The following is a 24,463-nucleotide window of genomic DNA, read 5'->3' as shown; positions in this document are numbered from 1 at the left end:
TGCCGGGCCTTGCGTGAGGGGGGTGGGATTGCTTCTCTCGCACCATGAACTTGCTATTTAAGGATTTACATTATGCGCAAGATCGCACTCGTCGCTGCCGCTTCGGCCGCTGCTCTCTCGCTCGCTGCTTGCTCGGAAGCCACCGAAGACGCAGCTGGTGACACCGCTGATTCGGTTGCTGCCGACACCGAAGCCAACATGGAAGCCATGGAAGCTGGTGCTGAAGAAGCTGTTGCCGACGTTGAAGCCGGTGCCGAAGAACTGGCCGCTGAAGCCGACGAAGCTGCTGCTGAAGTCGAAGCAGACGTCGAAGGTGAAACCGTTGAAGAAGCTGCTGCCGAATAATCTCGCCAGCTTCGCAAACGAATAACCGTTTCGAACAAGAAAGGGCGGCGCCGCGAGGCACCGCCCTTTTTCATGCCCGAAGTAAAGGGTCGGATTATCCGCCGTAGTCGGCGTCTGCCCACACGCGGCGATCGTCTTCCTTGCTGGCGAAGCCGCGATAGAGAGCGCCTGCTATCGTCGAAATCCGAGCGTCGCGCATCTGCCGGGCTTCGAGCTTTCGGCTGCGATTGCCGTTTTCGATCGCCATCGACGGGCTTTGTCCCGTGACATAGATTGCAGCGGCAATCGCGCGCCCGTCAGGTGTATGGAAAATACCGATGTCGCTGGCGGTGCGGCTCAAGGTTCCGGTCTTGTGCGCCAATCCTGCACTCGAAGGCAGGGCGGAGCGCATGCGCTTTTTGCCGGTCGTGGTAGAGCGAAGTGCATCCATCAGGACGCCACGCGATGACGCGCTCAGCCATTTGCCCTGATAGATGCCTGCCAGCAGTTGCCCCATTACTCGAGGGGTCGCACTGTCGCGCAGATCTACGCTCGACGCCGGATCGATACGGCCGTCTTCACGAATGAGCGTGGCGATATCGCGAGTGAGTTCGAATTCCTCCAGCCCTGCATTGCGCATCCATTGGTTGACCGCCCGCGGCCCACCGACGGCAGCGAGCAAGGCATCGGTACAATCATTGCAGCTCTTGCTGATCATCAGGTCGATATGCTGGCGGGCGGAAAGATAGGCTCCGCCCGGACGGGGAAGGCGCCATTCGCTGGTCAGGCTCCACTTGCCCGCATCGACCCCGGCCAGATATGTCGCGGCAATCGCGACCTTGCTGGTGCTGGCCATGGGAAAGCGCTGATCGGCGAGAATGCCGATTTCCTTCCCGGTGGAAAGGTCGATGGCGTAGACGCCGATACGACCCTGAGAGCCATCGGCCAGCTGGGAAATCCGCTGCTCCAGCGCAGTGTCGTAAACCGCATCGAAGCTCTTTGGAGCGCGTATTTCGGTGCCGAGCACCTGATCGAACTGCGCAGTGTAATCGCTGGTTTGAGCCTGTCCCGGTGTCGACAGCGAAAGCGAGAGCACCCCCGCGGCCAGCAGTTTTGCTAGTGATTTGATCCGCATACCCATCCCAATACCAAATTCATGGTTGTCGAAACATTAACGTATAGGCGGATTTATGCGCAAGTGCTGCCGCGACGAGTTGTGTCGCGGCAGCGTTGGCGCCTTTCGAGGCAAGGAAATTTCGTTAGCCGCTCAGGCCGCTGCGATCAGCTGTTCGATCTTCGAAACCGGTTCGCCGGTGACGGTCTTGTCGATCTCGCCGACAAGGCGCTTCTGCAGTTCGGTATGATAATGACGGCGCATCTCTCCCAAGGTCTTCGGGTCGGCAATCACCAGCAGGTTCGTCAATTCACCCGAAATGGCCTTGGCATTGAGCCATTCGGCCGCCGCTGCGCCGTGAGCAAGTTCGTTCAGATCGGTCGAACCGTTACGCTGGCCCATATCGTCCTGATGTTTCACCCCTGCGCTGAAATTGGTCGCTGTGAGGTCCGGCTTCTGAGCCCCTTCCAGCTTCGGTTCGAAAAGCTGGCCGGTGTTTTGCATGACCATGAAATGTTCGCCATCGACGATTGCAACATGGGCCTTGTGCGGCAGTTTCATATGGGTCTCCTTGATGGAAAGTTCCGTCACTACATCAACGGGCAAAGTCCCCAAGAGGTCCGGGACTTGTGAGGCAATCTGCGATGCGCCACAGTGCCGTCCATGGGAGAGAGCGATGGCGTGAGCCAGCTGCAAGCCGGACTGACCAGTGCGCTGCGCCGCGCCGGACTGGGTGCGCCCGGTGGGCTGGCCCGGCTGACCGGCGGGGCGACCATGGAAAGCTGGCGCTTCGAGGCGGATGGAGAGCCATATGTCCTTCGCCGGGCCCCAAGCATGTCGTTCCTCGAAGACCGACCCTTCGGGCACGATACCGAAGCTGCCATTATCCGTGCGGCCGCCGCGGCAGGGGTGCGAGCGCCGGAAATTGTGGTCGAGCTGCGTGGCGAGGACGATATCGGGAGCGGTTTCGTCATGCGCGCTCTTCCAGGCACGCCCGATCCGCGCGCCATTTTGGCAATGGCGGAACCGGAACGCCTGTTGTCGGAATGTGCAGCTCAACTTGCCCGCATCCATGCAATCGCCCGCAACGACGTGCCTGGCAATGTACCGGTCATGGACTACGGGGAGGCAATCGCGAAGCTCCAGGATCAGTTCGAGGAGGCTGGCGGCGACCGCCCCATTTTGGCGCTCGGCCTGAAGTGGCTGGAGGATAATTGCCCTGCTCCTGTCGAGCCGGTGCTCAACCATGGCGATTTTCGTCTCGGCAATCTGCTAGTCGAGGAAGGAAAGCTCGCAGGCGTGCTCGACTGGGAGCTGGCGCATTTCGGCGACTGGCACGAAGATCTCGCTTTCGGCTGCATGCCGGTCTGGCGCTTTGGCTCCTACGAAAAGCCCGCCTTGGGGTTGGGCGCCCTCGAAGACTATTTCGCAGCCTATGAGGCAGCCGGCGGCAGGCCGGTCGATCGTGCACGCTTCCGTTTCTGGACGATCTACCGCACGGTCTGGTGGGCGCTCGGTTGCCTCAGGAATGCGCAGATGTGGCGCAGCGGCGACGACCGGATGCTGGAACGGGTCGTCATCTCGCGGCGGACCAGCGAGCAGGAACTCGATTTGCTGCTTTTGCTGGAAGAAGAGGCTCCCGAAGCCGAGCAAAGGGTGCCGGTTATCGCGTCTCGACCGACCAAGTCCGGACCGGGAGAAGCCACAAGCGGGGAGATGGCGCGCGCAGTCTCTGAATGGCTCGGCACCATAAAGGACCGGATGGAAGGACATGATCGCTTCCAGCTCGCCGTTGCGCGCAACGCGCTCGGCATGATTGAACGTGACGATGCGCTGCTTGCGCGGGCGACCGACATCGACCTGGCGGCAGCGTTGCTGGCTGGAGACGTCTTGCTGGACGAGCTTGGGTTGCTTGCAAGGCTACGTGCCGAAGCGCTGGAAAAGCTCGAAGCCGACGTACCCAAATACCCTTCACTCGCCGTCGCGCGTCGGAAATGGCTTGGAGAAAATTGATGGATTTCACCATCCCGCGGGACCTTGAAGAATACTATGCCGAACTGATTTCCTTCATCGAGGCCGAGATCGAACCGCTCGTCGCGAAAGACGACAACGTCCGTTTCTTCGATTATCGCCGCGAGAATGCGCGGACCGATTGGGAGCGGGACGGCTTGCCGAGCCGCGAATGGGAGGATCTGCTGCATCAGGCGCGGCAACTGGCTGATAAGGCGGGCCACTGGCGTTTCTCCGCACCGAAGAAATATGGCGGCAAGGACGGATCGAACCTCTGGATGGCGGTGATCCGCGACCGTTTCGCACAGCGCGGGCTCGGCCTCCACAACGATCTCCAGAATGAGCATTCGATCGTCGGCAACTTCCCCTTCGTCGCCATGTTCGACACCTTCGGGACCGAAGAACAGAAACAGGAGTTCATCCTCGGCGGCTTCGAGGGCAGGCGCCGCGTCGCTTTCGGCCTTACCGAACCCGGTCACGGTTCGGACGCAACCCATATGGAAACCGTCGCAGTTCGAGAGGTGCGTGACGGCGTCGACGGCTGGCGCATCGATGGGGAGAAGATGTGGATCACGGGCATGCATGTCGCCACGCATTGCGCGCTCTTCGCCCGTACCGGCGGGACGGCGGGCGATGCGAAGGGGATCACCTGCTTCCTCGTGCCCAATCCGACCGAAGGCCTGAAGATCGAAGAGTGGATGTGGACTTTCAACATGCCCACCGATCATCCGCGGCTGTCGTTCACGAATGTCTGGGTGCCTGACAGCGCAATCCTCGGTGAGGAGGGCCGGGGTCTCGCGCTGGCACAGAGCTTCGTCCACCAGAACCGCATCCGGCAGGCCGCCTCCAGCCTCGGCGCGGCGCAATACTGCGTGGAGGAAAGCGTTCGTTATGCCCGCCAGCGCAAGCCTTTCGGAGAAGAACTGGCGCGCAACCAGGCGATCCAGTTCCCGCTGGTAGAACTTGCGACGCAGTGCGAGATGCTCCGCCTGCTGATCTACAAGACCGCCTGGCAGATGGACAACATGCCGCATGAGGAGATCGAGAAGACGATCTCCGACAAGGTCTCCATGTGCAATTACTGGGCGAACCGGCTGGTGTGCGAAGCCGCCGACCGCGCGATGCAGGTGCACGGCGGGATGGGCTATTCGCGGCACAAGCCCTTCGAACACATCTATCGCCACCACCGCCGCTACCGCATCACCGAAGGCGCCGAGGAGATCCAGATGCGAAAGGTGGGGGCATATCTGTTCGGCTATCTGGGGCCGCGCAAGGGCGAGTTCGCTGCCGGTTAATCCGTGCCCGCATGTCGTTCGCAGAACTCCCGCTTGACCATGGAGGTTTCATTTGCCTCTCTCAGGCCCGCAATTCTTGGGGACCTATAATATGAACACCATCCTTCGCGTCGCTGCGACCGGCCTGCTTGCATCGACTTCCACCGCCGCTTTTGCGCAAGGGGCGCCGATCGTTTTGCCCGGCGCTCCGGGAGAGGCGCCGCGGGTAATCGACGAAACGGAAGCTATCGCGCTTTCGGACACGCGCTATTCGCCGGCCGACGTTGCCTTCATGCAGGGCATGATCGTCCACCACCAGCAGGCGGTGGAGATGGCCGATCTGGTTGAGGCGCGCACCAATAACGACGCGATCCTCAAGACCGCCGACCGCATCGGGGCGGGCCAGAACGACGAAATGAAGTTCATGCGCGAATGGCTCGAAGCGCGCGGTGAGCCGGTTGAAATGAGCCACGCCGGGCATCAGGGCCACAGCAGCCACCACGCTATGATGGGCATGGCCACTGCGGAGCAAATGGCGGCGCTCGCCGCGGCCAATGGGACCGAGTTCGACCGCCTGTTCCTCCAGCTGATGATCGCCCATCACAAGGGTGCGCTCGACATGGTCGAACGCCTGCACGATGCGCCGGGCAGCGCCTACGAGCCGGTGATGTTCGAATTCACCAACGAGGTGGTGAGCGACCAGCAGGCCGAGATCGACCGGATGAACGTGGTCCTCGCCGAACTCTCCACCGATCCGCGTGCCACGCTTGCGGCGGGCTTCCGCGATGCGGAGCAGGCGATCTCCAACCTCCGCCTGGTCGCCGCCCAGCCCAAGCCGACCGGCTTCTTCGATCCCGAGAACCCGGCCCAGCTGCAACCGCTGATCGAAAAGGACGAGGACGAAGAGAAGCCCTCCGCCACCGAAGCGGACGGCCAGGAAGAGGAAGAAAAGCCGCAATTCGGCAAGCGTGGATCGCTGCTCAGCTTCGCCAATACCGATATCGCCTTCTCGGGCGATCTCATGGTCGCGGGCAATTATCATGGCTTCAACGCCTATCGCCTCGGCGAAGACGGTGTGCCGGAGCTCGTTTCCTCGACCGTCTGCCCCGGCGGGCAGGGTGACGTATCGATCGTGGGCGACCTCTTGGTGATGAGTGTGCAGGACAGCCGCGCGCGGATCGATTGCGGTCTCGATGGCGTGACCGGCAAGGTCAGCAAAGATCGCTTTCGCGGCCTGCGCATCTTCGATATTTCGGACATCACCCGCCCGCGCCAGGTCGGCCTCGTCCAGACTTGCCGCGGCAGCCACACCCATTCGATCGTGAGTGCCGACGCCGACCGGATCGTGGTCTACAATTCCGGCACCTCCTATGTGCGCGACATTGAGGAACTGGCAGGCTGTTTCGACACAGCGGGTGACGAGACCGCGCTGTTCAGCATCGACGTCGTCGAGATACCGGTCGCCAATCCGGCGGCTGCGCGCATCGTGGACAGCCCGCGGGTCTTCGCGCGTGACGGTCAGATCGCCGGCCTCTGGCGCGGTGGCGATCACGGCGAAGGTACGCAGGATACCAATGTCACCAACCAGTGCCACGACATCACTGTCTTCCCGGCAAAGAACCTCGCGGCGGGCGCGTGCTCGGGCAATGGCATCATCCTCGACATTTCTGACCCGATGAAGCCGGTCCGAATCGATGACGTGACCGACAAGGGCTTTGCCTACTGGCACTCGGCCACTTTCAACAATGACGGCACGAAAGTGCTGTTCACAGACGAATGGGGCGGCGGCGGGCGGCCCCGTTGTCAGGCTGGCGATCCCACCAACTGGGGCGCCAACGCCTTCTACGCGATCGAGGACGGTAAGCTGAGCTACCGCGGGATGTACAAGCTGCCCGCGCCGCAGGGCGACAAGGAAAACTGCGTTGCGCATAACGGCTCGATCATTCCGGTGCCGGGGCGCGATATCTTCGTGCAGGCATGGTACCAGGGGGGTATCTCGGTGATCGATTTCACCGATGCGTCCAACCCGTTCGAGATTGCCTATTTCGACCGCGGCCCGGTGGACAAGGACCAGCTGATCACCGGCGGCTACTGGAGCGCCTATTGGTATGACGGCCGCATCTATGCGACCGAGATAAGCCGTGGTCTGGATGTCTTCGCGTTGGAGCCGAGCGAGTTCCTGACCGCCGAGGAAATCGCCGCCGCCGAAGCGGCGCAATATCCGGGCGGTGTCTTCAACCCGCAGACGCAGACGCAGGTGACCTGGCCCGAAGAGGTGATCGCTGCGGCGGAGGCGAGCCGTAAGGGCGGCTAGGCCCCGGCGCGGGGGCGTCCATTTCGCCACTTCGCACCGAATGCTCACAGGACAAGAAAAGGCCCGGCGGATCGCTCCGCCGGGCCTTCGTGTTTTCTGGCCGTTCGGCTGGTCGGTAAGGCTTAGAAGCCCATGCCGCCCATACCGCCCATGCCGCCCATGTCGGGCATGCCGCCGCCGCCGGAGGACTTGTCTTCCGGCTTCTCGACGATGGCTGCTTCGGTGGTGATCAGCAGGCCGGCAACCGAAGCTGCATCCTGCAGTGCGGTGCGCACGACCTTGGTCGGGTCGATCACGCCGGCAGCTACGAGGTTTTCATAGGTGTCGGTCGCGGCGTTGAAGCCAAGCGTGTCGTCATTGGCGTCGGTCAGCTTGCCTGCGACAACCGCGCCATCGTGGCCGGCATTGGCCGCGATCTGGCGAACCGGTGCCTGCAGCGCACGGCGAACGATGTCGATACCGCGGGTCTGGTCGTCGTTCTCGCCTTCGAGGCCGCTGAGGGCCTTGGTGGCGTAGAGCAGGGCAGTACCGCCGCCCGGGACGATGCCTTCTTCGACAGCTGCGCGGGTCGCGTGCAGCGCGTCGTCGACGCGGTCCTTGCGTTCCTTCACTTCGACTTCGGTCGCACCGCCGACCTTGATCACTGCAACACCGCCAGCCAGCTTGGCCAGGCGTTCCTGCAGCTTTTCACGGTCGTAATCGGACGAGGTGTTGTCGATCTGCGTGCGAATTTCATTCACGCGCGCCTTGATGTCGCCTTCGTCACCCGCACCGTCGACAATCGTGGTGTTGTCCTTGTCGATGGTGACGCGCTTGGCTTCACCCAGCATGCCCAGCGTCACATTCTCGAGCTTGATGCCGAGATCTTCGCTGATCATTTCGCCCTTGGTCAGGATTGCGATGTCCTGCAGCATGGCCTTGCGGCGATCGCCGAAGCCCGGAGCCTTAACCGCAGCAACCTTGAGGCCGCCGCGCAGCTTGTTGACTACGAGGGTTGCCAGCGCTTCGCCTTCGATGTCTTCCGCGATGATCAGTAGCGGACGGCCCGACTGGACGGCCGCTTCGAGCACCGGGAGCATAGCCTGCAGGTTCGACAGCTTCTTCTCGTGGATCAGGATGTACGGGTTTTCGAGTTCGACCGTCATCTTTTCCGGGTTGGTGATGAAGTAGGGGCTGAGGTAGCCACGGTCGAACTGCATACCTTCGACGGTTTCGAGCTCGAATTCGAGACCCTTGCTCTCGTCGACGGTGATCACGCCTTCCTTGCCGACCTTTTCCATGGCTTCGGCGATCTTTTCGCCGACTTCACGGTCGCCATTGGCGGAGATGATGCCGACCTGCGCGATTTCGTTCGAGCCGGACACGTCCTTCGAACGGGCCTTGAGGTCTTCGACGACCTTGGTCACCGCAATGTCGATGCCGCGCTTGAGGTCCATCGGGTTCATGCCCGCTGCGACCGACTTCATGCCTTCGGTCACGATCGACTGGGCCAGCACGGTTGCAGTGGTGGTGCCGTCACCGGCGGCGTCGTTCGCCTTCGATGCGACTTCCTTGATCATCTGCGCGCCCATGTTCTCGAACTTGTCCTTAAGTTCGATTTCCTTGGCGACGGTGACGCCGTCCTTGGTGATGCGGGGTGCGCCGAAGCTCTTGTCGATCACGACGTTGCGGCCCTTGGGGCCCAGCGTGACCTTGACGGCATTGGCGAGGGTATCGACGCCGCGCAGAATGCCTTCGCGCGCGTCGCGGCCGAACTTTACGTCCTTGGCTGCCATGGGAGTTTCTCCTGGAATTGGTTGTTAGACGAAGAAATGCGAAAGGGGTGGGCGATCAGCCCATGATCCCCATGATGTCGCTTTCCTTCATGATAAGCAGGTCTTCACCGTCGAGCTTGATCTCGGTGCCCGACCACTTGCCGAACAGCACGCGGTCGCCAGCCTTGACGTCGAGCGGGGTTACGGTGCCGTCATCGCCCTTGGCGCCCGAGCCCACGGCGACGATTTCGCCTTCGCTCGGCTTTTCCTTGGCGCTGTCGGGAATGATGATCCCGCCGGCGGTCTTCTCTTCTGCTTCAATGCGGCGCACGAGCACGCGGTCGTGCAGCGGACGAAATGCCATGTTATGACCTTTCTCATAGGTTGGATCTGGTGTTGGCACTCTTTCGTCGAGAGTGCCAGCGCACCGCATTTGGGTGTGCGACTGCACAGAGTCAACGGGTCGCTTCACAAAAATTTCTGCGCCGAGGGCGAGACGTTGCCTGGGGTGGCCAGAGCGAGCGCTTCTCTCTATCGCGCCGCTGAATCCCGCCATTTCGCCTATGACAGGAGCGACCAGAATGCAAACCGACCAGGCCGTCTCGGCCCTAACCATCCCGGAACAGATATTGCTCTGGTTGCGGCTCAACATGATCGAGATTGCCGGGGCCTTCGCGGTGCTGGTGATCGGCCTGCTGGTGGCGGGACTGATTTCGAACTGGGTGGAAAAGGCGCTTACCCGCTCGCCCCGGTTCGAACCGACGGTGGCGAATTTCCTATCCAACGTGGTGAAATATGCGCTCTGGGCGCTGGTACTGGTAACGGTGCTCGCCCAGTTCGGGGTGGAGACCACCAGCATCCTCGCCGCGCTCGGTGGACTGGCGCTGGCCGTGGGGCTCGCCCTGCAGGGCACGCTCAGCAATGTTGCCTCCGGCGTGATGATACTCGTGCAGAAGCCGTTCAAGGTGGGCGAGGGGATTACCACCGGCTCGGTGACCGGCACGGTGCAGCAGATCGGGCTGTTCACCACCGAGCTGAAACAGTTCGACGGGCTCTTCGTGATGGTGCCCAATTCCGAGCTGTGGAACCAGGCGATCGTCAATTTCAACCGCCACCCCATCCGCCGTTTCGAGCTGATCGTGGGCATCGCCTATTCCGACAGCATGGAGCAGGCGCGCAAGGAATTGCTGGCGCTGGCCGAGGCGGATGAAAGGGTGCTGGACGATCCCGCGCCGCAAGCCTTCGTCAGTTCGCTCGATGACAGTTCGGTCGGTATCGGCCTGCGCGTCTGGTGCGCGACGAGCGATTACCTGACACTGACATGGGACCTGACCGAGGCGGCGAAAGCGCGCTTTGACCAGGTCGGTCTCTCCATCCCCTTCCCGCAGCGGGAGGTCATCCAGCGGACGGCGTGAATTACCGGCTGACGGGTCGCAGTGTCAGGCCCAGCGCCTCGCGCCGGTGCCAGCGCCAGCCGAGCAACGCCGCTGCGACGATGAGGCCGGTCGCAAGACCGATCCAGATGCCGACCCCTTCGAGGGGTGTGGCAAAGCCCAGCACCAGCGCGGTGCCGATGCCCGGCACCCAATAGGCGAAGGCGGCGATCCACATCGGGATGCGCGTGTCCTGCAGGCCGCGCAGCGCGCCTGCAGCGACCGCCTGCATGCCGTCGAACAGCTGGAAGGCGGCGGCGATCACGATATAGGTCAGCGCAAAGCCGACCAGCGGGGCATTCTTCGGATCCCACGGATCGATATAGATCGCGAGCAGGTAATCGGGCGCGATGATCATCGTCAGCGCGGTAATCGCCATGAAGCCGGTGCCGATCACGATCGCGCTCCAGCCCGCGCGTTTCATGCCCTCGGGATCGCGCGCGCCGTAGAAATAGCCCACCCGGATCGTGGCCGCCTGCCCGACCCCGAAAGGTACCTGAAAGGCGAGCGCGGCGATCTGCAGCGCAACGGTGTGCGCGGCAAGCTGTGTCGCGCCGATATTGCCCATCAGGAAAGCAGCAGCGCCGAAGATCCCCGCCTCGGCCGTGATCGTCAGCGCGATCGGCGTACCGACGCGGGTGATGTGCCACAGGCGCTGCCAGTCCGGTGACCACCAGCGGCCGAAGATATGGTAGCGGTGGAGCCGCCGATCGATCCGGATGGCGACGATATAGGCCGCCAGCGTGGTGAATGTGGTGATGATCGTCGCCACTGCCGCGCCTTTCAGCCCCAGCTCGGGCGCGCCGAAATTGCCGAAGATGAAGCCATAGTTCGCCAGCGCGTTGACGAAAATGCCCGACGCAGTGATCGCGGTCGCAAAGATCGGCCGGCCGAGCGTCGAGACGAAACTGCGCAGCACGTTGTTGAACAGCATCGGCACGAGGCTGAGCACCAGCAGCGTATTGTATTCGAGCGCCATGGCGATGATCTGCGGTTCCTGCCCGGTCACGCGCATCAGCGGGCCGAGCAGCAGGCACAGGCCGATCCCTGCGACGCCCGAAATCACCGAAAGCCACAGCGCCATACGCACCGAACGGCGCACGGGCCGCAGCGCCGGTGCGCGCTCCCCCAGTTCCGCCGCCGCTACCGCGGCGACGGCACCCGTCAATCCCGACAAAGCCCACAGGACCAGCCCGAAGAGGGCGATGGCCAGCGCCGATGCGGCCAGCTGGTCCTCGCCCAGCCGCGCGATGAAGATCACGTCGATTGCATAGGTCAGCATCTGCAGCAGGTTCGCCGCCGCAAGCGGCCAGCTCAGCCGCAGGGTCGCGGCGATTTCGCCGCGCCAGCCTTCTCTGCCGAGGGGCAGGAGCGTGGAGGAAATTGTGGAACTCATGGTCTTCCGCTCCCCCTCGATTCGGAAGAGCCGATCCGCTTAGGCGGATCGGTGCCGGACCTCAAACGCGGATTTCGTCCATCGGGCCACAGCGCTACGATTGCCGGATATTCCGACCTGCCCCGCCCGCTCGGCACAGCCTGGAATTTTGCGATTTGCGCCATGTGGCCAGTTGTGGGATGAAAGAGACGGTCGGCCTTCGGGAAACAATTCGGGTTTGCCGAAAAAAACAGCGAAAAGAGAGGTTCCGGTGAACGACAAGATGGATCTCGACCGCCGCCAGCCGCGTTTGGTCCTTCGGCTGCAAACGGGGGTAGGGCAGTCGGGCAAGGCGTTCGACGCCGAAATCCTCAACCTCTCGCGCAATGGCATGCTGGTGCGGACCGAAGCGGAACTGTCGCTCGACGATCCGATCGCGGTCGTCCTGCCGAACAGCGGGGCCGTACCTGCCAAGGTCGTCTGGTTTGCGGATGGCCTTTACGGTTGCAGCTTCCTCGAACCGATTTCCCAGGACGAAATGGACGCGGCCACCGATGTCGCTTCGAACGAGGATGATCCCGACCATCGCTATGGCGTAGATCATGAAACGCTCGGCAGCAGGATCAAGCGCCTGCGGGTGAGCAAGGGCCACACCATGCGAGGGCTGGCGCAGAAAGTCGGTGTAAGCAAGCCCACGCTATGGAAGTGGGAAGGCGACCAGGTTCGCCCGCGTCACGAGACGATGCAGAGACTGGCCGAAGAGCTGGGCGTGAGCGAGCTGGAACTGGTCTACGGGGCGCCGGGCCTGGGCAAGGCGATCGCGCTGGCCGAAGAGGATGCAGGCAGTGGCGGTTCGCTTGCGGACATCGTCCGGGCAAGCCGCAAGCGTATTGCCGATGCCGCCGGGGTCGAGGAAACCAGCGTCGAAATCCACATCAATTGGGACAGCGAATAGGCGCGCGCCCTAAGCGTTCAGGGGCGCAGCACCAGCCGGTCGTGAATGGCATCGTACCGCAGGTCCAGCCCGGCGGTCCTGACCCGGTCCAGCGACAGGCGGCCGCTCTCACCGGCAGGTGGTAGATTTCCGGCCTTGTCAGCGGCCCCCAACCGCGCGAGCGCGGTGACCAGTTCGCCCCGGTCCACCTCGATCAGCGAACCGCCGATGAGGAAAATCGTCAGTCCCGTGGCCTCGCCGCCTTCGGCAGCGATGGTCTTGGGCACGCCGACGCCCCCGTTGACCGACGAAACGCCCTCGGTCAGGCTGTAGCCGATGGGCAGCACTCCGTTCGCATCGGGCCTGGCGTAATTCGCGCGCCGCTGGTCGCGCTGGCTCTGCGGCGATCCCGCAGACTTGGCAGCAGAGGCCGCTGCGATGCGGACAGGGGAGATCTCGCCTTCCCCGGCGACCTCCGATCCTGCATCTGCGGCCGCCGCGTCCGGCGCGGCAGGAGCAGGCACCGGGAACTCGTGCCCGAAATGCACCACGCGTTCTTCCGGCACGCTGGAAAGCGAGACGCGGACGACTGCCCCGCTGTCGTTGCCGCTTCCGTCAGGCCGCATGCTCCATGCGAAGAGGAGAATGCAGGCGAAGGTGGCGAGCAGGACGATGGCGCGCGAAAATCGTCGGGGAGGTACGGGCACCAGCTTCCCATCGTCCGGACGCATCTGGATCATCGCGACATCCAGAATGCGTAACCGACCGCGCCGATCGCAATTGCAACTCCGTAGGGAAGCTTGGCAAAATCGCCCTTAAGGCGCTTTTTCAGCCCCGTTGCGTGCTTGAGGGTCAGCCAGGATACGGCGAGGAAAAAGCCGGCAAAGGTGATCGCCACGAACAGGCCGAGCATTTCCCACAAGGGGTAGAAGGAGGCCACCGCCGCGTAGAATTTGCCGTCACCGCCACCGAAAATACCCGCCATGAAAAGCAGGTACCCGACCATCAGGGCGAGCGCGGCGTGCGCGAAATGCAGGCCCAGCGCGGTCCAGCCGCCCATGGTGAAGGCGAAGCCGAGGCCGGTCACCAGCATCACCAGGCAGAGGATATTCGGCAAGCGCCGCGTGAACGCGTCCAGCCCAGCGCCGATGGCGGCGAGGGCACCCAGCGCGCCGAGCCAGAGTGTGATCACGCCCACCGCGAGGCCTAGTTCTTGTCGGGCGCGGCCGGGCGCGGAGCCAGTCTGACGCGCAGCGGATAGTTGCCGGCAGTCGCCGACTGGCCGATACGGACACGCGGCGGCGCGGCATCATTCGCAGTGCGCAGCACGATCTCCGCCGGACGGGCGGCACCTGCCGGCTGCCGCAATTCGCCACTCGACAGGCGCACGCGTGCGGAATTCGCCGTCTGCGTCTGAGAAGCCGATACCGGTCCCCCGACGCTTACACGCTGCGAACGGGCCGCATTCGAAATGGTGATCCGGTGGGTTTCCCCGCCGCTCATGACCATCCGTTCGTCGGTCACCGGTTCGGCGGGTAAGACCGGATCGTTCTGCGCCAGTTCGGCCAGCGTTTCGCGCGCCCTTTCACGCTGCGCGTACAGCAGGCGGCTGTCGCGGGCGAGATCGCTGCGGTAGAACCGATCGAGATTGGCGGCAAACCGTTCGTTATCCGCATCGACGCGGGTCGCCGCGATGAAATAGCGTTCGGCGAGGTCTGCCCGGCCGAGCTTGGCGTAAGCGACCCCCAGCGCGTTGAGCGCATCTCCGCTGGTTTGCGGATTGAGCGCGGCGCGGTGGAGCGGGGCCAGTGCATTGCCGGTGCGGCCTGCACGCAGGTGTTCGCGGCCTTCCTCGAGATCGGCGGGTCCGATGGCATATTGCGGAGCCGAGGAATGGCGCGAGAAATCGAACGCCTGGATGAAATTCTGGCAGCCCCCCAGGCTGGCGGCGAGCGCAACGAGCGCAAGTGTGGATGCAGGTTTCATGATTATCCTCCTGTCATTGCTGGCATAATTTCACGCACAAGTCCGACGGCAGCGGGTAGAATGAGAACGCCGATCATCGTGGGCAACATGCAGGTCACCAGCGGTATCGAAATAAGCACCGGCAGCCGGTGCGCCTTCTCTTCTGCGCGCATCCGGCGCGCCTCGCGCATTTCCAGCGCATAGACCCTGAGTGTGCTGGAAATGCTTGTACCCAGCTTGTCGGACTGGATCAGCAGCGTCGCGAAGGACCGGATTTCGTCGACCCCTGCGTTCTCGCCCATCCGCCGCATGGCATCTTCCCGCGAAGCGCCGGCCCGCATCATCAGCGTGGTTTCGGTGAACAGCTCCGATACCAGCGGATGCGTCGTCGCGATCTCGCGGCCCACCCGGTCCAAAGCGGATTCAAGGCCGAGACCGGCTTCGACGCAGACCAGCAGCAGGTCGAGCGAGTCGGGAAAGCCGTTGATGATCTCGTTCTTGCGCCGGTCCGCCTTCGCCTGGACGAACAGATACGGAAGGTAGAACCCGAAAAGTGCGCAAATCGCGGAGATGATATATATCTGCACGATCCCCGGTGGTTCGGGATCGGTGACGACACCCAGCAGGTAAAATCCCGGGAAGGCGAACACCAGCACGATGCGGATCAGCGTATAGAGCCGCGGTGCGGAGCTGCTGCGATAGCCGGCGGCTTTCAGCAGCTTTTGCAGCTTGTCGTCCTCGGTGTCGGTCAGCTTTATGCCGGAAGATTCGATCGACTGCGCGATCTGTGCCCAGCGGCTCTCGCGTTCCCGCTCGAGTACGCTGTTTTCGAACTCGACGCTGTTTTCGCGGCCGAGCCGGGCGATCTGGTTTCCGAGTACCCGGCGCTTGGCAGCCCAGTTGACCGCGATCAGCACCACGCCCACCGCGACGGCGAAAATGATCGCCAGGATCAGTATGCGTACAAGCCAGTTCGAGATCGCGAGTTCGAGCATATCAGACCTTGATATCGACCATTTTGCGGATGGTGATGACCCCTATGACGTAGAGGACGGACAGCGTGATCGTGCCGATGATGAAAATCGGATCCTCGATCACGTTGAGATAGAATTGCGGGTTGGACAGGAAGACCGTTACGAAAGCGAATACCGGCAGGACGGTGAGCATCCAGCCCGTCATCCGGCCTTCCGAACTCAGCGCCCGGACCTTCATGAACATCGACGCGCGTTCGCGGATGACAGTGGCCAGGTTTTCGAGGATTTCGGCCAGGTTGCCCCCGGTTTCGCTTTGCACCGAGAGCGAGACCACGAACATCTTCATGTCTTCGAGGTCCCAGCGTTCGGCCATGGCGTTTAGCGCGGTCACGAGGTCCGAACCATAGGTGATCTCGTCGGCCACGATGCCGAATTCGGTGCCGATCGGATCGTCCATTTCGCGCGTGAGTAGTTCGATCGCCGAGGCGACCGGGTGGCCCGAACGCAGCGCACGCACGAAGATATCGAGCGCTACCGGAAACTGCTTTTCCACCTTCCTCCGGCGTGAGGCAGCAATGCGTTGCAGGACGAGGTAGGGCAGGACGAAGGCCAGCGAGAGGGCCATCAGAAAGGCCAGCTGGATGACGCCGAAACCGATGCCGACCCCGAAGCCTGCGGCCACGAGGATTACGAGGGCGAAGATAACCAGCCCGGCAATGGTCATGAACATGGCCAGCTGGCCCATGCCCACGGGAATGGCGGAGGCGAAGACGGCGCGCTGGAAATTCTCCACGATCCCGCGAACGACCGGGGGCAGATGCGGATGCTGGCGCGGGCTGTTCTTGAGCAGCTGGGATACGACTTCGTCCCGGTCCGCGCCGGACTGGATCAGGGTCATCCGGCGGTTGACGGCCCGCGAATAGGTACGCTTTTCCGCCGCCGACCGCGCGAGGGTTTGGGCAATCAGGAATACCGCCACGAAGACGGCGAGCAGGAAAACGATCCGGATGATTGTCTCGGCCACGTCAGCCGATCCTCATTTCCGGACGGAAGAGTTCGCTCGGCAGCTTGATGCCATGCGCTTCGGCATCCTGCAGGAATTTCGGCCGGATGCCGGTGGCTTCGAAGTGGCCCAGTACCGTGCCGTCGTCGTCCCGTCCGGTCATCTTGAAGCGGAAGATTTCCTGCATCGTGATGGTTTCGCCTTCCATGCCGGTAAGCTCGGAAAGGCTTTTGACCTTGCGGCGTCCGTCGGAGAGGCGGGCGACCTGCACGACCACGTTGAGCGCCGAAGCGATCTGCGCGCGTGAGGATTTGGACGTGATGTCGATGCCGCTCATGCCGATCATCTGTTCGACACGGCTCAGGGCATCGCGCGGCGTATTGGCGTGAACCGTGGTCATCGATCCGTCGTGGCCGGTGTTCATGGCCTGCAGCATGTCGAAGGCCTCGCCGGCGCGGACTTCGCCCACGATGATGCGGTCGGGCCGCATGCGCAGGGCGTTTTTCACCAGGTCGCGCTGCGTGACCTCGCCCTTGCCCTCGATATTGGGCGGGCGGGTTTCGAGCCGGGCAACGTGCTGCTGTTGCAGCTGGAGTTCGGCCGAATCCTCGATGGTGACGATGCGCTCTCGCTCGTCGATATAGGTCGACATGGCGTTGAGCAGCGTCGTCTTGCCCGAGCCGGTGCCACCGGAGATCAGCACATTGCGGCGCGAGGCGACGATGGCTTCCAGCACCTGCGCCATTTCCTGCGGCAGGGAGCCGAGGCCGATCATCTTCTCGATACTGATCGGCTGCTTGGCGAATTTGCGGATCGACAGCAGCGATCCGTCGATTGCTAGCGGCGCGACGATGGCATTGACGCGCGACCCGTCGGCAAGACGCGCGTCGACGAAGGGCGAACTTTCGTCCACCCGGCGGCCCACGGCGCTGACGATCTTCTGGATCACGCGCATCAGGTGCTTTTCATCCTGGAACCTGGTCGGGACCCGTTCGAGCTGGCCGCGACGTTCGACGAATACGGTATTGTGGCCGTTGACCAGGATGTCGGTGATTGTCTCATCCTGCAGCAGCGGTTCGAGCGGGCCGAGACCCATCAGCTCGTCCACCACTTCCTGGAGGAGGTTCTCGCGTTCCTGGCGGTTCAGGGGCTGATCGAAATCCGCAATCAGTTCCGGCATGATCGCGGAGATCTGGTTCTTGAGCTGTTCGACCGGGGTCTTGTCCAGCATGCCGAGATTGAGCCGGTCCAGCAGCGCCTTGTGGATCGACACCTTCAGGTCGAGCATGGCCTCGCGCTGGCTGTCCTTCTCGCCGAAGAGGATGCGTTCCTGCTCCTCGTCGTCGGGGACGTGCAGGGCTTCGATTTCCGAAGCCTGCCCGGTATCCTCGCCGCGTCTGACCTTCCACATGATCTCAGCCCTCCTCGACCAGCGCGAGCATGTGTTGGGCCAGCGAGTCGATATCGGCGGCAAACCTGCTCTTGCGCTGGACATCCCTAGCGAGGACGCCGCGGGCCTGCGCCTGTTCGATTAGCTGTGTGTCAGAATGGACCATGGCGGAAATGCCGTGGCCGAGCGCGTCCTCGATGCCCTTGCGGTCGATCTTCTTGAACAGGCCGGACGCCGTGTGATTGAGCGCGATGGCGACATGCGCTTCCGGGTAATCGAAATTGAGCAGGAGCTGCAGCTTGCGCTTCACCTGGCGCAGCGCCCCGATGGAACCATTGCCGACCAGCAGCACGGCGTTTGCTCCCAGCAGGGTCGACATCGCCCAGTTGGTGAGCGCGCCTGGCATGTCGAACAGCACGAGATCGTATTTGCGGCGCGCCAGCGCCACGACCGAACGGAGGCCGCCGAGGTCGAGTTCCTCGATCGGCATGATGTCGGCCGGGGCGGCGATTACGTCGAAGGTTTCGCTTCCTTCCACCGCCACCGAACGGAACAGCTCGTCGTCGAGTCTTGCTCCGGCCTCGACGAGGTCGATCAGCGATTTGCGCGATTTGCGGTCGAGGTAGGAGGCGGCATCGCCGCTCTGCAGGTCGAGATCGATGACGCAGGCGCGCAGGCCCGGTCCCATCGCGCGGGCCATCGCATCGGCGAGGTGGGTGGCGATGGTGGTCGCCCCGGTTCCGCCGACGCATTTCTGCACCGCGAAGACCGGCGCCAGTTCGGGCGCGGGCTCGTCGGACGTATCGGCCTGTTCCCGCTCGACCTCGAGGATCGCGGTGAGCAGTTCGTCGGTGGTGAAGGGCATGGGCACTACGTCGCCGATGCCCTTGCGCAGCATCAGGCGCGTGATCGCCAGATCGACCTGCGGCAGGCCTGCGATGATGGCGAGGTTGGGCCGCGCCTCGCGCAGCGCATCCAGCCGCGCCAGCGAGCGGGGATCGGCGGGGTCCACCTCGATCACCGCGATCCGTGCCCTGCTCACCAGTTCGGCGGGAAGCGGCTCGGAGGGTTCGATTTCGACCAGCGTCACCGTGTCCGCCAGCGTCTCCAGCCCGTCCAGCTCGCTTGGCCGGGCGAAGACGAAGACCTGTTCCGGCAATCCGGCCATCTTGTTCGTCTCCGCGGCGTTGAATTTTTGGAAATTGCTCATGTCTGGTTCAATTCGATTTGTCGCCGTCGCTATCCTCAGCGGTCAGCGAATAGGCAAATTCGGGAAGGTCTACCGAGCCGATCAGGAGGCCGAACAGCGGCCTGTGTTCCATGTCGATCAGTCTTACGGTGATGATGGGTGCGACGTCGGGACCGTTGGGGTCTCCTGAATATCCGAGGCCCGACCAGGTGTATTCGATCTGGACTTTCTCTTTCGGGATGGGTTTGATTTTCTCCATGCGGTCGACGATGTCGCCGAATGCGTCGGGGTTATGTGCAGTACCGAAAGCGCAAGGGCCCTCGCATGTGCAGCCAGTATCGGTGCAGATTACTTTTTCGAAAGAGGTTTTGGGGACAGGGGTACCCTGTGGGATCCCTCCCTGCACCGCGAAACTGTAATCGGCGAGTCCAGTCGCAACCATTTCAGTAGACACCGCCCAGCGCGCGCCCATCTGGGTTGCCTTTTCGCCCTGATTGATCGCCCATGCGTAATAGCCGACGTCCATGATGCCGAAGAGGAACAGCAGCATGATCGGCAGCACCAACGCGAACTCCGCCGCCATCGCCCCGCGAATGTCGCGGATAAATGTGCGTTTCACGGTCATTGCCCCATCACCGCGGCTTCGGCCGATGCCTGGACTATGGCCGAACTGTCGATCAGGCCAAGCTGTTCGAATAGAGAAGGATAGTCCGCTTGGGCTATTACACGCACGATGGGCGCACCAGATTGCTGATATCGGTAAAGGCCGGTGGTGATCGAGCTGTCACATTTGTATTCGACCGTAACTTCGTCGATTTCCCAACCGCTGATGCGTGGTGCGCCAGGCTCAGCGGGGTCTTGCGGCATACCAAATACGGTAACTTCTTGGACGTCAGTCGGATCGGCCATTGGAATGAAATTCTCGGAACCACCCGCGGTCGCGCATCCAAACGATTCAAATGGCAGTCTCCCGCCGAAACGTGCGCCTTCCCGCACCGCCTTGATGATTTTGTGCTCGGTGTAGAAATAGTGCCCGGCCTCGAAGCCGACGAACATGAAGATCAGCAAGAGCGGGAGCATAAGCGCCATTTCTGCCGCTGCCGCACCGCGCGTATCGCGCATAAAGGCGAGCGCGCGCATCATTCGATGAGGTAAGGCACATCCTTGCGGATGGCCTGCGATGTTGTGGAACCGGAACCACCGCCGAGCTTGGCCTCGCCGATGATTTCCATATAGATCATGTCCCTGTCGCGCCCGTTCGCGCGTTCATCGGCATCGTCCACGACCGGTTCGACAAGGAACATGTCGACCCATTCCCCGATCTCTACGGTTCTCGATCCGCCGCGTAGTTCCGCACAATTCGATACGATGGCGACAGTCAGCACGCGGCGGTCGATATTGCTCGTTCCCGGTATGCAGATCGGCTTGCTTCTCTGGCCATTGGTCGGGCCTGGGAAGTTGTTATTGTCTATTTCCCAGCGATAGACTTCGTACCGGGTCATGTTCGGGTTGGGCGGAGCCATCCCGTGATTGCGCGCGAAGTAATCTTGGATTGCCCAGGTCCCGTCGCCGAATCGTTCGTTGAAACCCCCATTGTCCAATGGGCAGGCACGATTGTAGCTGTTGTAATGGCACATGTCGCGTGTCAGCCCCATTGCCAATGGCATGCCCGAGGCATTGAACGTGCTCAGGCTTGAGTCACCGTTCAAAAAGGCCCGTGGGCTGAAACGTTGCGCAACCGGCGGTAACTTCCAGCCGCTATTGTGAATCCGGCAGGCATTGCCGTTCACTGTGGTATCTTCCTTGATCAGGTCCTTGGTCACATTGACTGCCGGAGGACAGGATCCCGTGAGGCACGGACTCAATGTCCCTCCACCCGAAAAGCCGACATCGAATCGGGTATTGACTGCGTCGAACAAGACTTGGGCATTGCCGGTTTCGGGATTAGTGCCCTCGTCGATTTTCTGGCAGTCGAAGCGCCCTTCGTCAAAGGCCAGCGCCTCCGCCAGTTCGGAAGTTTTACCTTCTCCAATCTCCAGAAAGCCGAAAGCGCCCGGGGTCCAGGAACTGCCCCCTGTCGCCTTGATGCCTATCCCTACTTTGCTGTCGGCATCGAAGGGTGAATTCGGATCTTCGCTGGGGGAACAGATCATCAAGGGGGGAACACGGCAGATGGCTGAACCGACCCCGGCAAAGGCCACCCCGGCCAGGTCCGCGCCATAGGCGCCAACTATCGGCAACAGCGAATAGTCCAGCCGCCGCCCATCGACCTGCACTTCCACGTAATTCGCATTGGCATCGGTAGTTGCCGCATTGGTCTTGGCCTTGTCCTGGAAAAACCGGATCTGGCCGGTTCCATCGCAAGTGGTTTCGGATGCCACGGTCACGAACTGGCTTTCGGAGGACAGCAGGGCGAGGTTCTGCAGCATCCCCGATGCGGCATTGGCGGCACGCTCGCAGGCTCCGGCCTGCCCGTCCAGCTGGCTGGCTGCGGCCAGCGCGGCCTGGTCGGCGCCGTTCTGCAATTCGCTGTCCAGCCCCATCACGCGGGCGTAATCGAACCCGACCCCGGCAAAGGCGATCAGCGGAATCAGCGCAAGTGCATAGGTGGCCGCAACCGCCCCGCTCTGATCGCCGAAAAACCGCTTAGTACTGACCGCCTTCATGATTCATACCTTCGCCTTAGTTCGGTCCGCCTTCGGAGATCGACTCTGTGGTGCTGATGGTCTCGACTTCCTCGACATTGCCCTCACGATAAGCGTCGATTGCCCGCACCGCGTTGGTGGCCGAAGTTGGCGGGATCGGCGTGTCATACTCGGGGGAAGGGTCCACCACCTGCGCGGCCATGGTCGCGCGGTTGGCATCGCCCCAGGTCGGATCGCCCTGCGTCAGGTCCAGCCGGCCATCATTATTGGTGCAGGCCGCAAGGGCCAATGCTGCGCCCGCGATTGGCAGGATGCGCTTTGCGTCAATATTCATAACCGTCTCCTTCGGCAGCCGCCGTTTCGCCATCCGCGGGCAATTCGCCGGTGATCGGCTCCAGCGGGCGGGGCTTGTACCCTTCGCCGTCCAGCAGCAGCACGTCGGCCTCGCTAGGATCGTAGATCCGGTCGGTCGGCAGGCGCACCTGTTCGGGCTTGATCGGCGCCACCAGCCGCGGCGTCACCACGATCAGCAATTCGGTTTCGCCCTTCTGGAAGGAGGAGGAACGGAACAGCGATCCGATGATCGGGATAGACCCCAACAGCGGCACCTGGTTGACCGTGGTCGTGAAATCGCGCTGCAACAGGCCGGCGATGGCAAAGCTTTCCCCGTCGCGCAGTTCCAGCACGGTGCTGGCGCGCCGGGTCTGGAGGCCGGGGATCTGCAATCCACCGATATTGATCGATGCGGACTGGTCGATGGAGGAAACCTCTGGCTGCACCACCAGGTTTATGACCTTGTCGGATAGCACCGTGGGCGTGAAGCCCAGGCTGACGCCGAAAGGTTTGAATTCGACGGTAATGGAATTGTTGCCGTCCTGCCCGCCGCCGCCGCCGCTCTGGACCACAGGGATGGGGAATTCGCCGCCCGCAAGGAAGCTGGCGGTTTCACCCGAAAGCGCGATCAGCGTCGGTTCGGCCAGCGTCTTGGCAAGGCCCTTTTCTTCCAGCGCATCGATAAATAAGTCGACATCCACTCCCAGAACATCGCTGAATGCTCGCCCGAGAATACCGAAACCGCCGGTTATCGGATCAATTTGGAAGGGATTGGCGCCGTCTCCGAGGGAATAGGGGCCACTGGGAAGTCTTGCGCCGTTGCCAGTAGCTCCGGCAAGGCGACCGCCCGTGATGAAACTGCTGACCCCAAGGTCCTTGCCAATGCTGCGCGAAACCTCGGCAAAGCGCACTTCCAGCATCACCTGCTGGCTGCCGCCCAGCGTCATCATGTTCACGATCTTGTCTTCCGGAGCATAGGCGCGGGCAAGCTGGATCGCACGATCCGCCACACCGGCATCGCTGACCGTTCCGGAAAGCACGATGGCACCGTTGGATACGCGCATGTCCACCGGCTGGCCGGGGACCAGCTGGCCCATCTGTTCGCGCAGACCCGCCACATCGGGGCCGACGGAGATATCCATCACCGCGATCACGCGGTTGCTGCGATCATACAGCGTCAGCGATGTCGTGCCCACGGCCTTGCCCAGCACATAGATCGAATTGCTGGATACGGGCAGGATATCGGCGATTTCCTCGTTCCCGATCATCGCGCGGTCGATCGCCGTATCGGCGGTCAGCACCTGGCTCTTGTTGACCGCGATATCCACCGTACCGGCATGGATGTTCGCGCCGCCCTGGCCATAAACCTGCGCCGTGGCGGCGCCGGGGGCCAGTGCGGTTCCGGCCAGTGCCAGCGCGATCGCGGCGAGAGGCTTCTTCAGGCGAGCCATCTTAACGCTCCACTTCATAGGATTCACTTTCGGTGCCGCGGATGATAGCCATCGTCGGTCCCCGCGGGCGGCTCGGTGCACTCGCAGTGCGCGTGGCCTGCGTGCTGCCGCCCAGCATGGCGGGGGTGATATTGATCACCGGCTGCGTATCGCGGCTACCGGCATCGCTGCCGCCGCTGTTGCCACGGCCGTAGATGCGATAGCCTGCCCCGCCGAGATCGGAGAGCACGACCGTTTCGGTCGCGCCGACTTCCTGGTTTTCGACATTGCGCAGCGCCAGGGTGAAGGTGCCCACTTCGCGCGCCAGCGCTAGCTTCTGCGCGCCGAACAGATCGGTTTGCAGCGTCGCTGTCTGGGCTACGGCGGGCTCGGTGCTTTTTTCGTCCGCCACTTGGTCGGTGCCCAACACGAGCACGTTCTCGAGGACCACGGTGGTCATCTTGTCGGTGGTCTGCGCACCTTCGCCGGGAATTTGGCGGGTCAGCAGCACGTCCACGACATCACCGGGCCGGACGAATCCGCCCACACCGGCAACATTGTTCACCGGAATGGCAACTGCGCGCATATTTTCGGGGAGGTTCGCTGCCAGCGTGGCGCGGCCACCGGTGCCGCTGACCTTACTGGCCAGGATCGGTTCGCCCGGGGTGATCGGGCGCAGCGCCACGCGGCCGTTGGCCGCCTCCTGCAAACTGGTGAAGGCGCCCTGTGGAACCGAGCTGGCAGGCCAGTTCACGAGGCGCGTATTGGTGTCGGTAAGCGGATTGCCGAAAGCGATTTCCTGCGAGGCGACGACAATACGCGCCATCTGCAGTTCTTCGGCCTTGCGTTCTTCACGCTCCTGGATCCCAGAGAAATAGGAGTTAGCCACTAGGACTGCGACTAGCCCGACCAGCACAGCCAGTCCCAAGATGATGAGGTTTCTTCCCTGCATCTTATTGCCCCCCTAGAGCAAAGCCGGACGAACGGCTTCGACGCACAAAT

24 protein-coding genes are annotated in these 24,463 nt (G+C 62.5%); 6 read left to right on the top strand and 18 right to left on the bottom strand.

The annotated features are described in order from the left end of the window. Positions 1-72: 72 nt before the first annotated feature. Positions 73-345, top strand: a complete 273-nt coding sequence (locus AC13CE_RS14060) for a hypothetical protein (RefSeq protein ID WP_482972756.1) — start codon at positions 73-75, stop codon at positions 343-345. 94 nt (positions 346-439) lie between these two features. Here the strand turns inward: AC13CE_RS14060 and AC13CE_RS14055 are convergent, their stop codons facing one another. Further along, positions 440-1,459: a serine hydrolase gene (locus AC13CE_RS14055; protein WP_482972755.1), complete on the bottom strand. Its 1,020-nt coding sequence runs from the start codon at positions 1,457-1,459 to the stop codon at positions 440-442. 132 nt (positions 1,460-1,591) lie between these two features. Further along, positions 1,592-1,999 carry a baeRF12 domain-containing protein gene (locus tag AC13CE_RS14050; protein ID WP_482972754.1) on the bottom strand — a complete coding sequence of 136 codons (408 nt, stop codon included), beginning with the start codon at positions 1,997-1,999 and terminating at the stop codon, positions 1,592-1,594. Between the two features lie 102 nt (positions 2,000-2,101). Here AC13CE_RS14050 and AC13CE_RS14045 point away from each other — a divergent pair, with 102 nt between their 5' ends. The 3 genes from AC13CE_RS14045 to AC13CE_RS14035 all read left to right on the top strand — a co-directional run bounded on the left by AC13CE_RS14045 (position 2,102) and on the right by AC13CE_RS14035 (position 7,036). Further along, complete coding sequence (locus AC13CE_RS14045; RefSeq protein ID WP_482972753.1) at positions 2,102-3,451, top strand: phosphotransferase; 1,350 nt, start codon at positions 2,102-2,104, stop codon at positions 3,449-3,451. Further along, complete coding sequence (locus AC13CE_RS14040) at positions 3,451-4,743, top strand: acyl-CoA dehydrogenase family protein (RefSeq protein WP_482972752.1); 1,293 nt, start codon at positions 3,451-3,453, stop codon at positions 4,741-4,743. The genes AC13CE_RS14045 and AC13CE_RS14040 overlap by 1 nt, the downstream gene beginning before the upstream one ends. 91 nt (positions 4,744-4,834) lie before the next feature. Beyond that, positions 4,835-7,036, top strand: a complete 2,202-nt coding sequence (locus tag AC13CE_RS14035; protein WP_482972751.1) for a DUF305 domain-containing protein — start codon at positions 4,835-4,837, stop codon at positions 7,034-7,036. Between the two features lie 122 nt (positions 7,037-7,158). On the opposite strand, the gene groL is transcribed toward AC13CE_RS14035, so the two are convergent. Both groL and groES read right to left on the bottom strand, forming a co-directional pair. Then, on the bottom strand, positions 7,159-8,811 hold the full coding sequence (gene groL, locus AC13CE_RS14030; protein ID WP_473820365.1) for a chaperonin GroEL: 1,653 nt from the start codon (positions 8,809-8,811) through the stop codon (positions 7,159-7,161). 55 nt (positions 8,812-8,866) lie between these two features. Continuing rightward, positions 8,867-9,154, bottom strand: a complete 288-nt coding sequence (gene groES, locus AC13CE_RS14025) for a co-chaperone GroES (protein ID WP_482972750.1) — start codon at positions 9,152-9,154, stop codon at positions 8,867-8,869. Positions 9,155-9,371: 217 nt separating this feature from the next. Between groES and AC13CE_RS14020 the strand changes: the two genes are divergently transcribed. Next, entirely contained in the window at positions 9,372-10,205 is an 834-nt protein-coding gene (locus AC13CE_RS14020; RefSeq protein ID WP_482972749.1) for a mechanosensitive ion channel family protein, read from the top strand. Between the two features lies 1 nt (position 10,206). Here the strand turns inward: AC13CE_RS14020 and AC13CE_RS14015 are convergent, their stop codons facing one another. Continuing rightward, on the bottom strand, positions 10,207-11,619 hold the full coding sequence (locus AC13CE_RS14015; RefSeq protein WP_482972748.1) for an MATE family efflux transporter: 1,413 nt from the start codon (positions 11,617-11,619) through the stop codon (positions 10,207-10,209). A 250-nt stretch (positions 11,620-11,869) separates the two neighbouring features. On the opposite strand from AC13CE_RS14015, the gene AC13CE_RS14010 reads away from it, so the two are divergent. After that, entirely contained in the window at positions 11,870-12,553 is a 684-nt protein-coding gene (locus tag AC13CE_RS14010; RefSeq protein ID WP_482972747.1) for a PilZ domain-containing protein, read from the top strand. A 17-nt stretch (positions 12,554-12,570) separates the two neighbouring features. Here AC13CE_RS14010 and AC13CE_RS14005 read toward each other — a convergent pair whose 3' ends face one another. From AC13CE_RS14005 to cpaB, 13 genes are read right to left on the bottom strand one after another with little or no spacing between them, the layout of a single operon-like run. Continuing rightward, positions 12,571-13,272, bottom strand: a complete 702-nt coding sequence (locus AC13CE_RS14005; protein WP_482972746.1) for a hypothetical protein — start codon at positions 13,270-13,272, stop codon at positions 12,571-12,573. Beyond that, positions 13,269-13,724 (bottom strand): A24 family peptidase, encoded by a 456-nt coding sequence (locus AC13CE_RS14000; RefSeq protein WP_482972745.1) that lies wholly within the window; start codon positions 13,722-13,724, stop codon positions 13,269-13,271. Before AC13CE_RS14000 ends, AC13CE_RS14005 begins: the two co-directional genes overlap by 4 nt. A gap of 14 nt (positions 13,725-13,738) precedes the next feature. Next, positions 13,739-14,518, bottom strand: a complete 780-nt coding sequence (locus AC13CE_RS13995) for a hypothetical protein (protein ID WP_482972744.1) — start codon at positions 14,516-14,518, stop codon at positions 13,739-13,741. A 2-nt stretch (positions 14,519-14,520) separates the two neighbouring features. Beyond that, positions 14,521-15,492, bottom strand: coding sequence for a type II secretion system F family protein (locus tag AC13CE_RS13990; protein WP_482972743.1), 972 nt, complete (start codon positions 15,490-15,492; stop codon positions 14,521-14,523). Position 15,493: 1 nt separating this feature from the next. Beyond that, positions 15,494-16,495 carry a type II secretion system F family protein gene (locus AC13CE_RS13985; RefSeq protein WP_482972742.1) on the bottom strand — a complete coding sequence of 334 codons (1,002 nt, stop codon included), beginning with the start codon at positions 16,493-16,495 and terminating at the stop codon, positions 15,494-15,496. Between the two features lies 1 nt (position 16,496). Continuing rightward, on the bottom strand, positions 16,497-17,885 hold the full coding sequence (locus AC13CE_RS13980) for a TadA family conjugal transfer-associated ATPase (RefSeq protein WP_482972741.1): 1,389 nt from the start codon (positions 17,883-17,885) through the stop codon (positions 16,497-16,499). A gap of 4 nt (positions 17,886-17,889) precedes the next feature. After that, complete coding sequence (locus tag AC13CE_RS13975; protein ID WP_482972740.1) at positions 17,890-19,074, bottom strand: CpaE/TadZ family protein; 1,185 nt, start codon at positions 19,072-19,074, stop codon at positions 17,890-17,892. Between the two features lie 7 nt (positions 19,075-19,081). Beyond that, a complete protein-coding gene (locus tag AC13CE_RS13970; protein ID WP_482972739.1) occupies positions 19,082-19,678 on the bottom strand; it encodes a TadE/TadG family type IV pilus assembly protein in 597 nt (198 codons plus the stop codon). Continuing rightward, positions 19,675-20,193 (bottom strand): TadE/TadG family type IV pilus assembly protein, encoded by a 519-nt coding sequence (locus AC13CE_RS13965; protein ID WP_482972738.1) that lies wholly within the window; start codon positions 20,191-20,193, stop codon positions 19,675-19,677. Before AC13CE_RS13965 ends, AC13CE_RS13970 begins: the two co-directional genes overlap by 4 nt. Further along, positions 20,193-21,719: a TadE/TadG family type IV pilus assembly protein gene (locus AC13CE_RS13960; protein WP_482972737.1), complete on the bottom strand. Its 1,527-nt coding sequence runs from the start codon at positions 21,717-21,719 to the stop codon at positions 20,193-20,195. The genes AC13CE_RS13965 and AC13CE_RS13960 overlap by 1 nt, the downstream gene beginning before the upstream one ends. 16 nt (positions 21,720-21,735) lie before the next feature. Beyond that, positions 21,736-22,032 (bottom strand): hypothetical protein, encoded by a 297-nt coding sequence (locus tag AC13CE_RS13955; RefSeq protein WP_482972736.1) that lies wholly within the window; start codon positions 22,030-22,032, stop codon positions 21,736-21,738. After that, the gene (locus AC13CE_RS13950) at positions 22,022-23,482 is read right to left on the bottom strand and encodes a type II and III secretion system protein family protein (RefSeq protein WP_482972735.1); all 1,461 of its coding nucleotides are present in this window, start codon (positions 23,480-23,482) and stop codon (positions 22,022-22,024) included. The genes AC13CE_RS13955 and AC13CE_RS13950 overlap by 11 nt, the downstream gene beginning before the upstream one ends. 1 nt (position 23,483) lies before the next feature. Beyond that, a complete protein-coding gene (gene cpaB / locus AC13CE_RS13945; RefSeq protein WP_482972734.1) occupies positions 23,484-24,413 on the bottom strand; it encodes a Flp pilus assembly protein CpaB in 930 nt (309 codons plus the stop codon). Positions 24,414-24,463: the final 50 nt, after the last annotated feature.

The sequence above is a fragment of the Qipengyuania sp. B-5 genome (genome assembly GCF_056857815.1).
The sequence above is the reverse complement of the archived record's forward strand: the minus strand, read 5'-3'. Positions and strand labels throughout refer to the sequence as shown.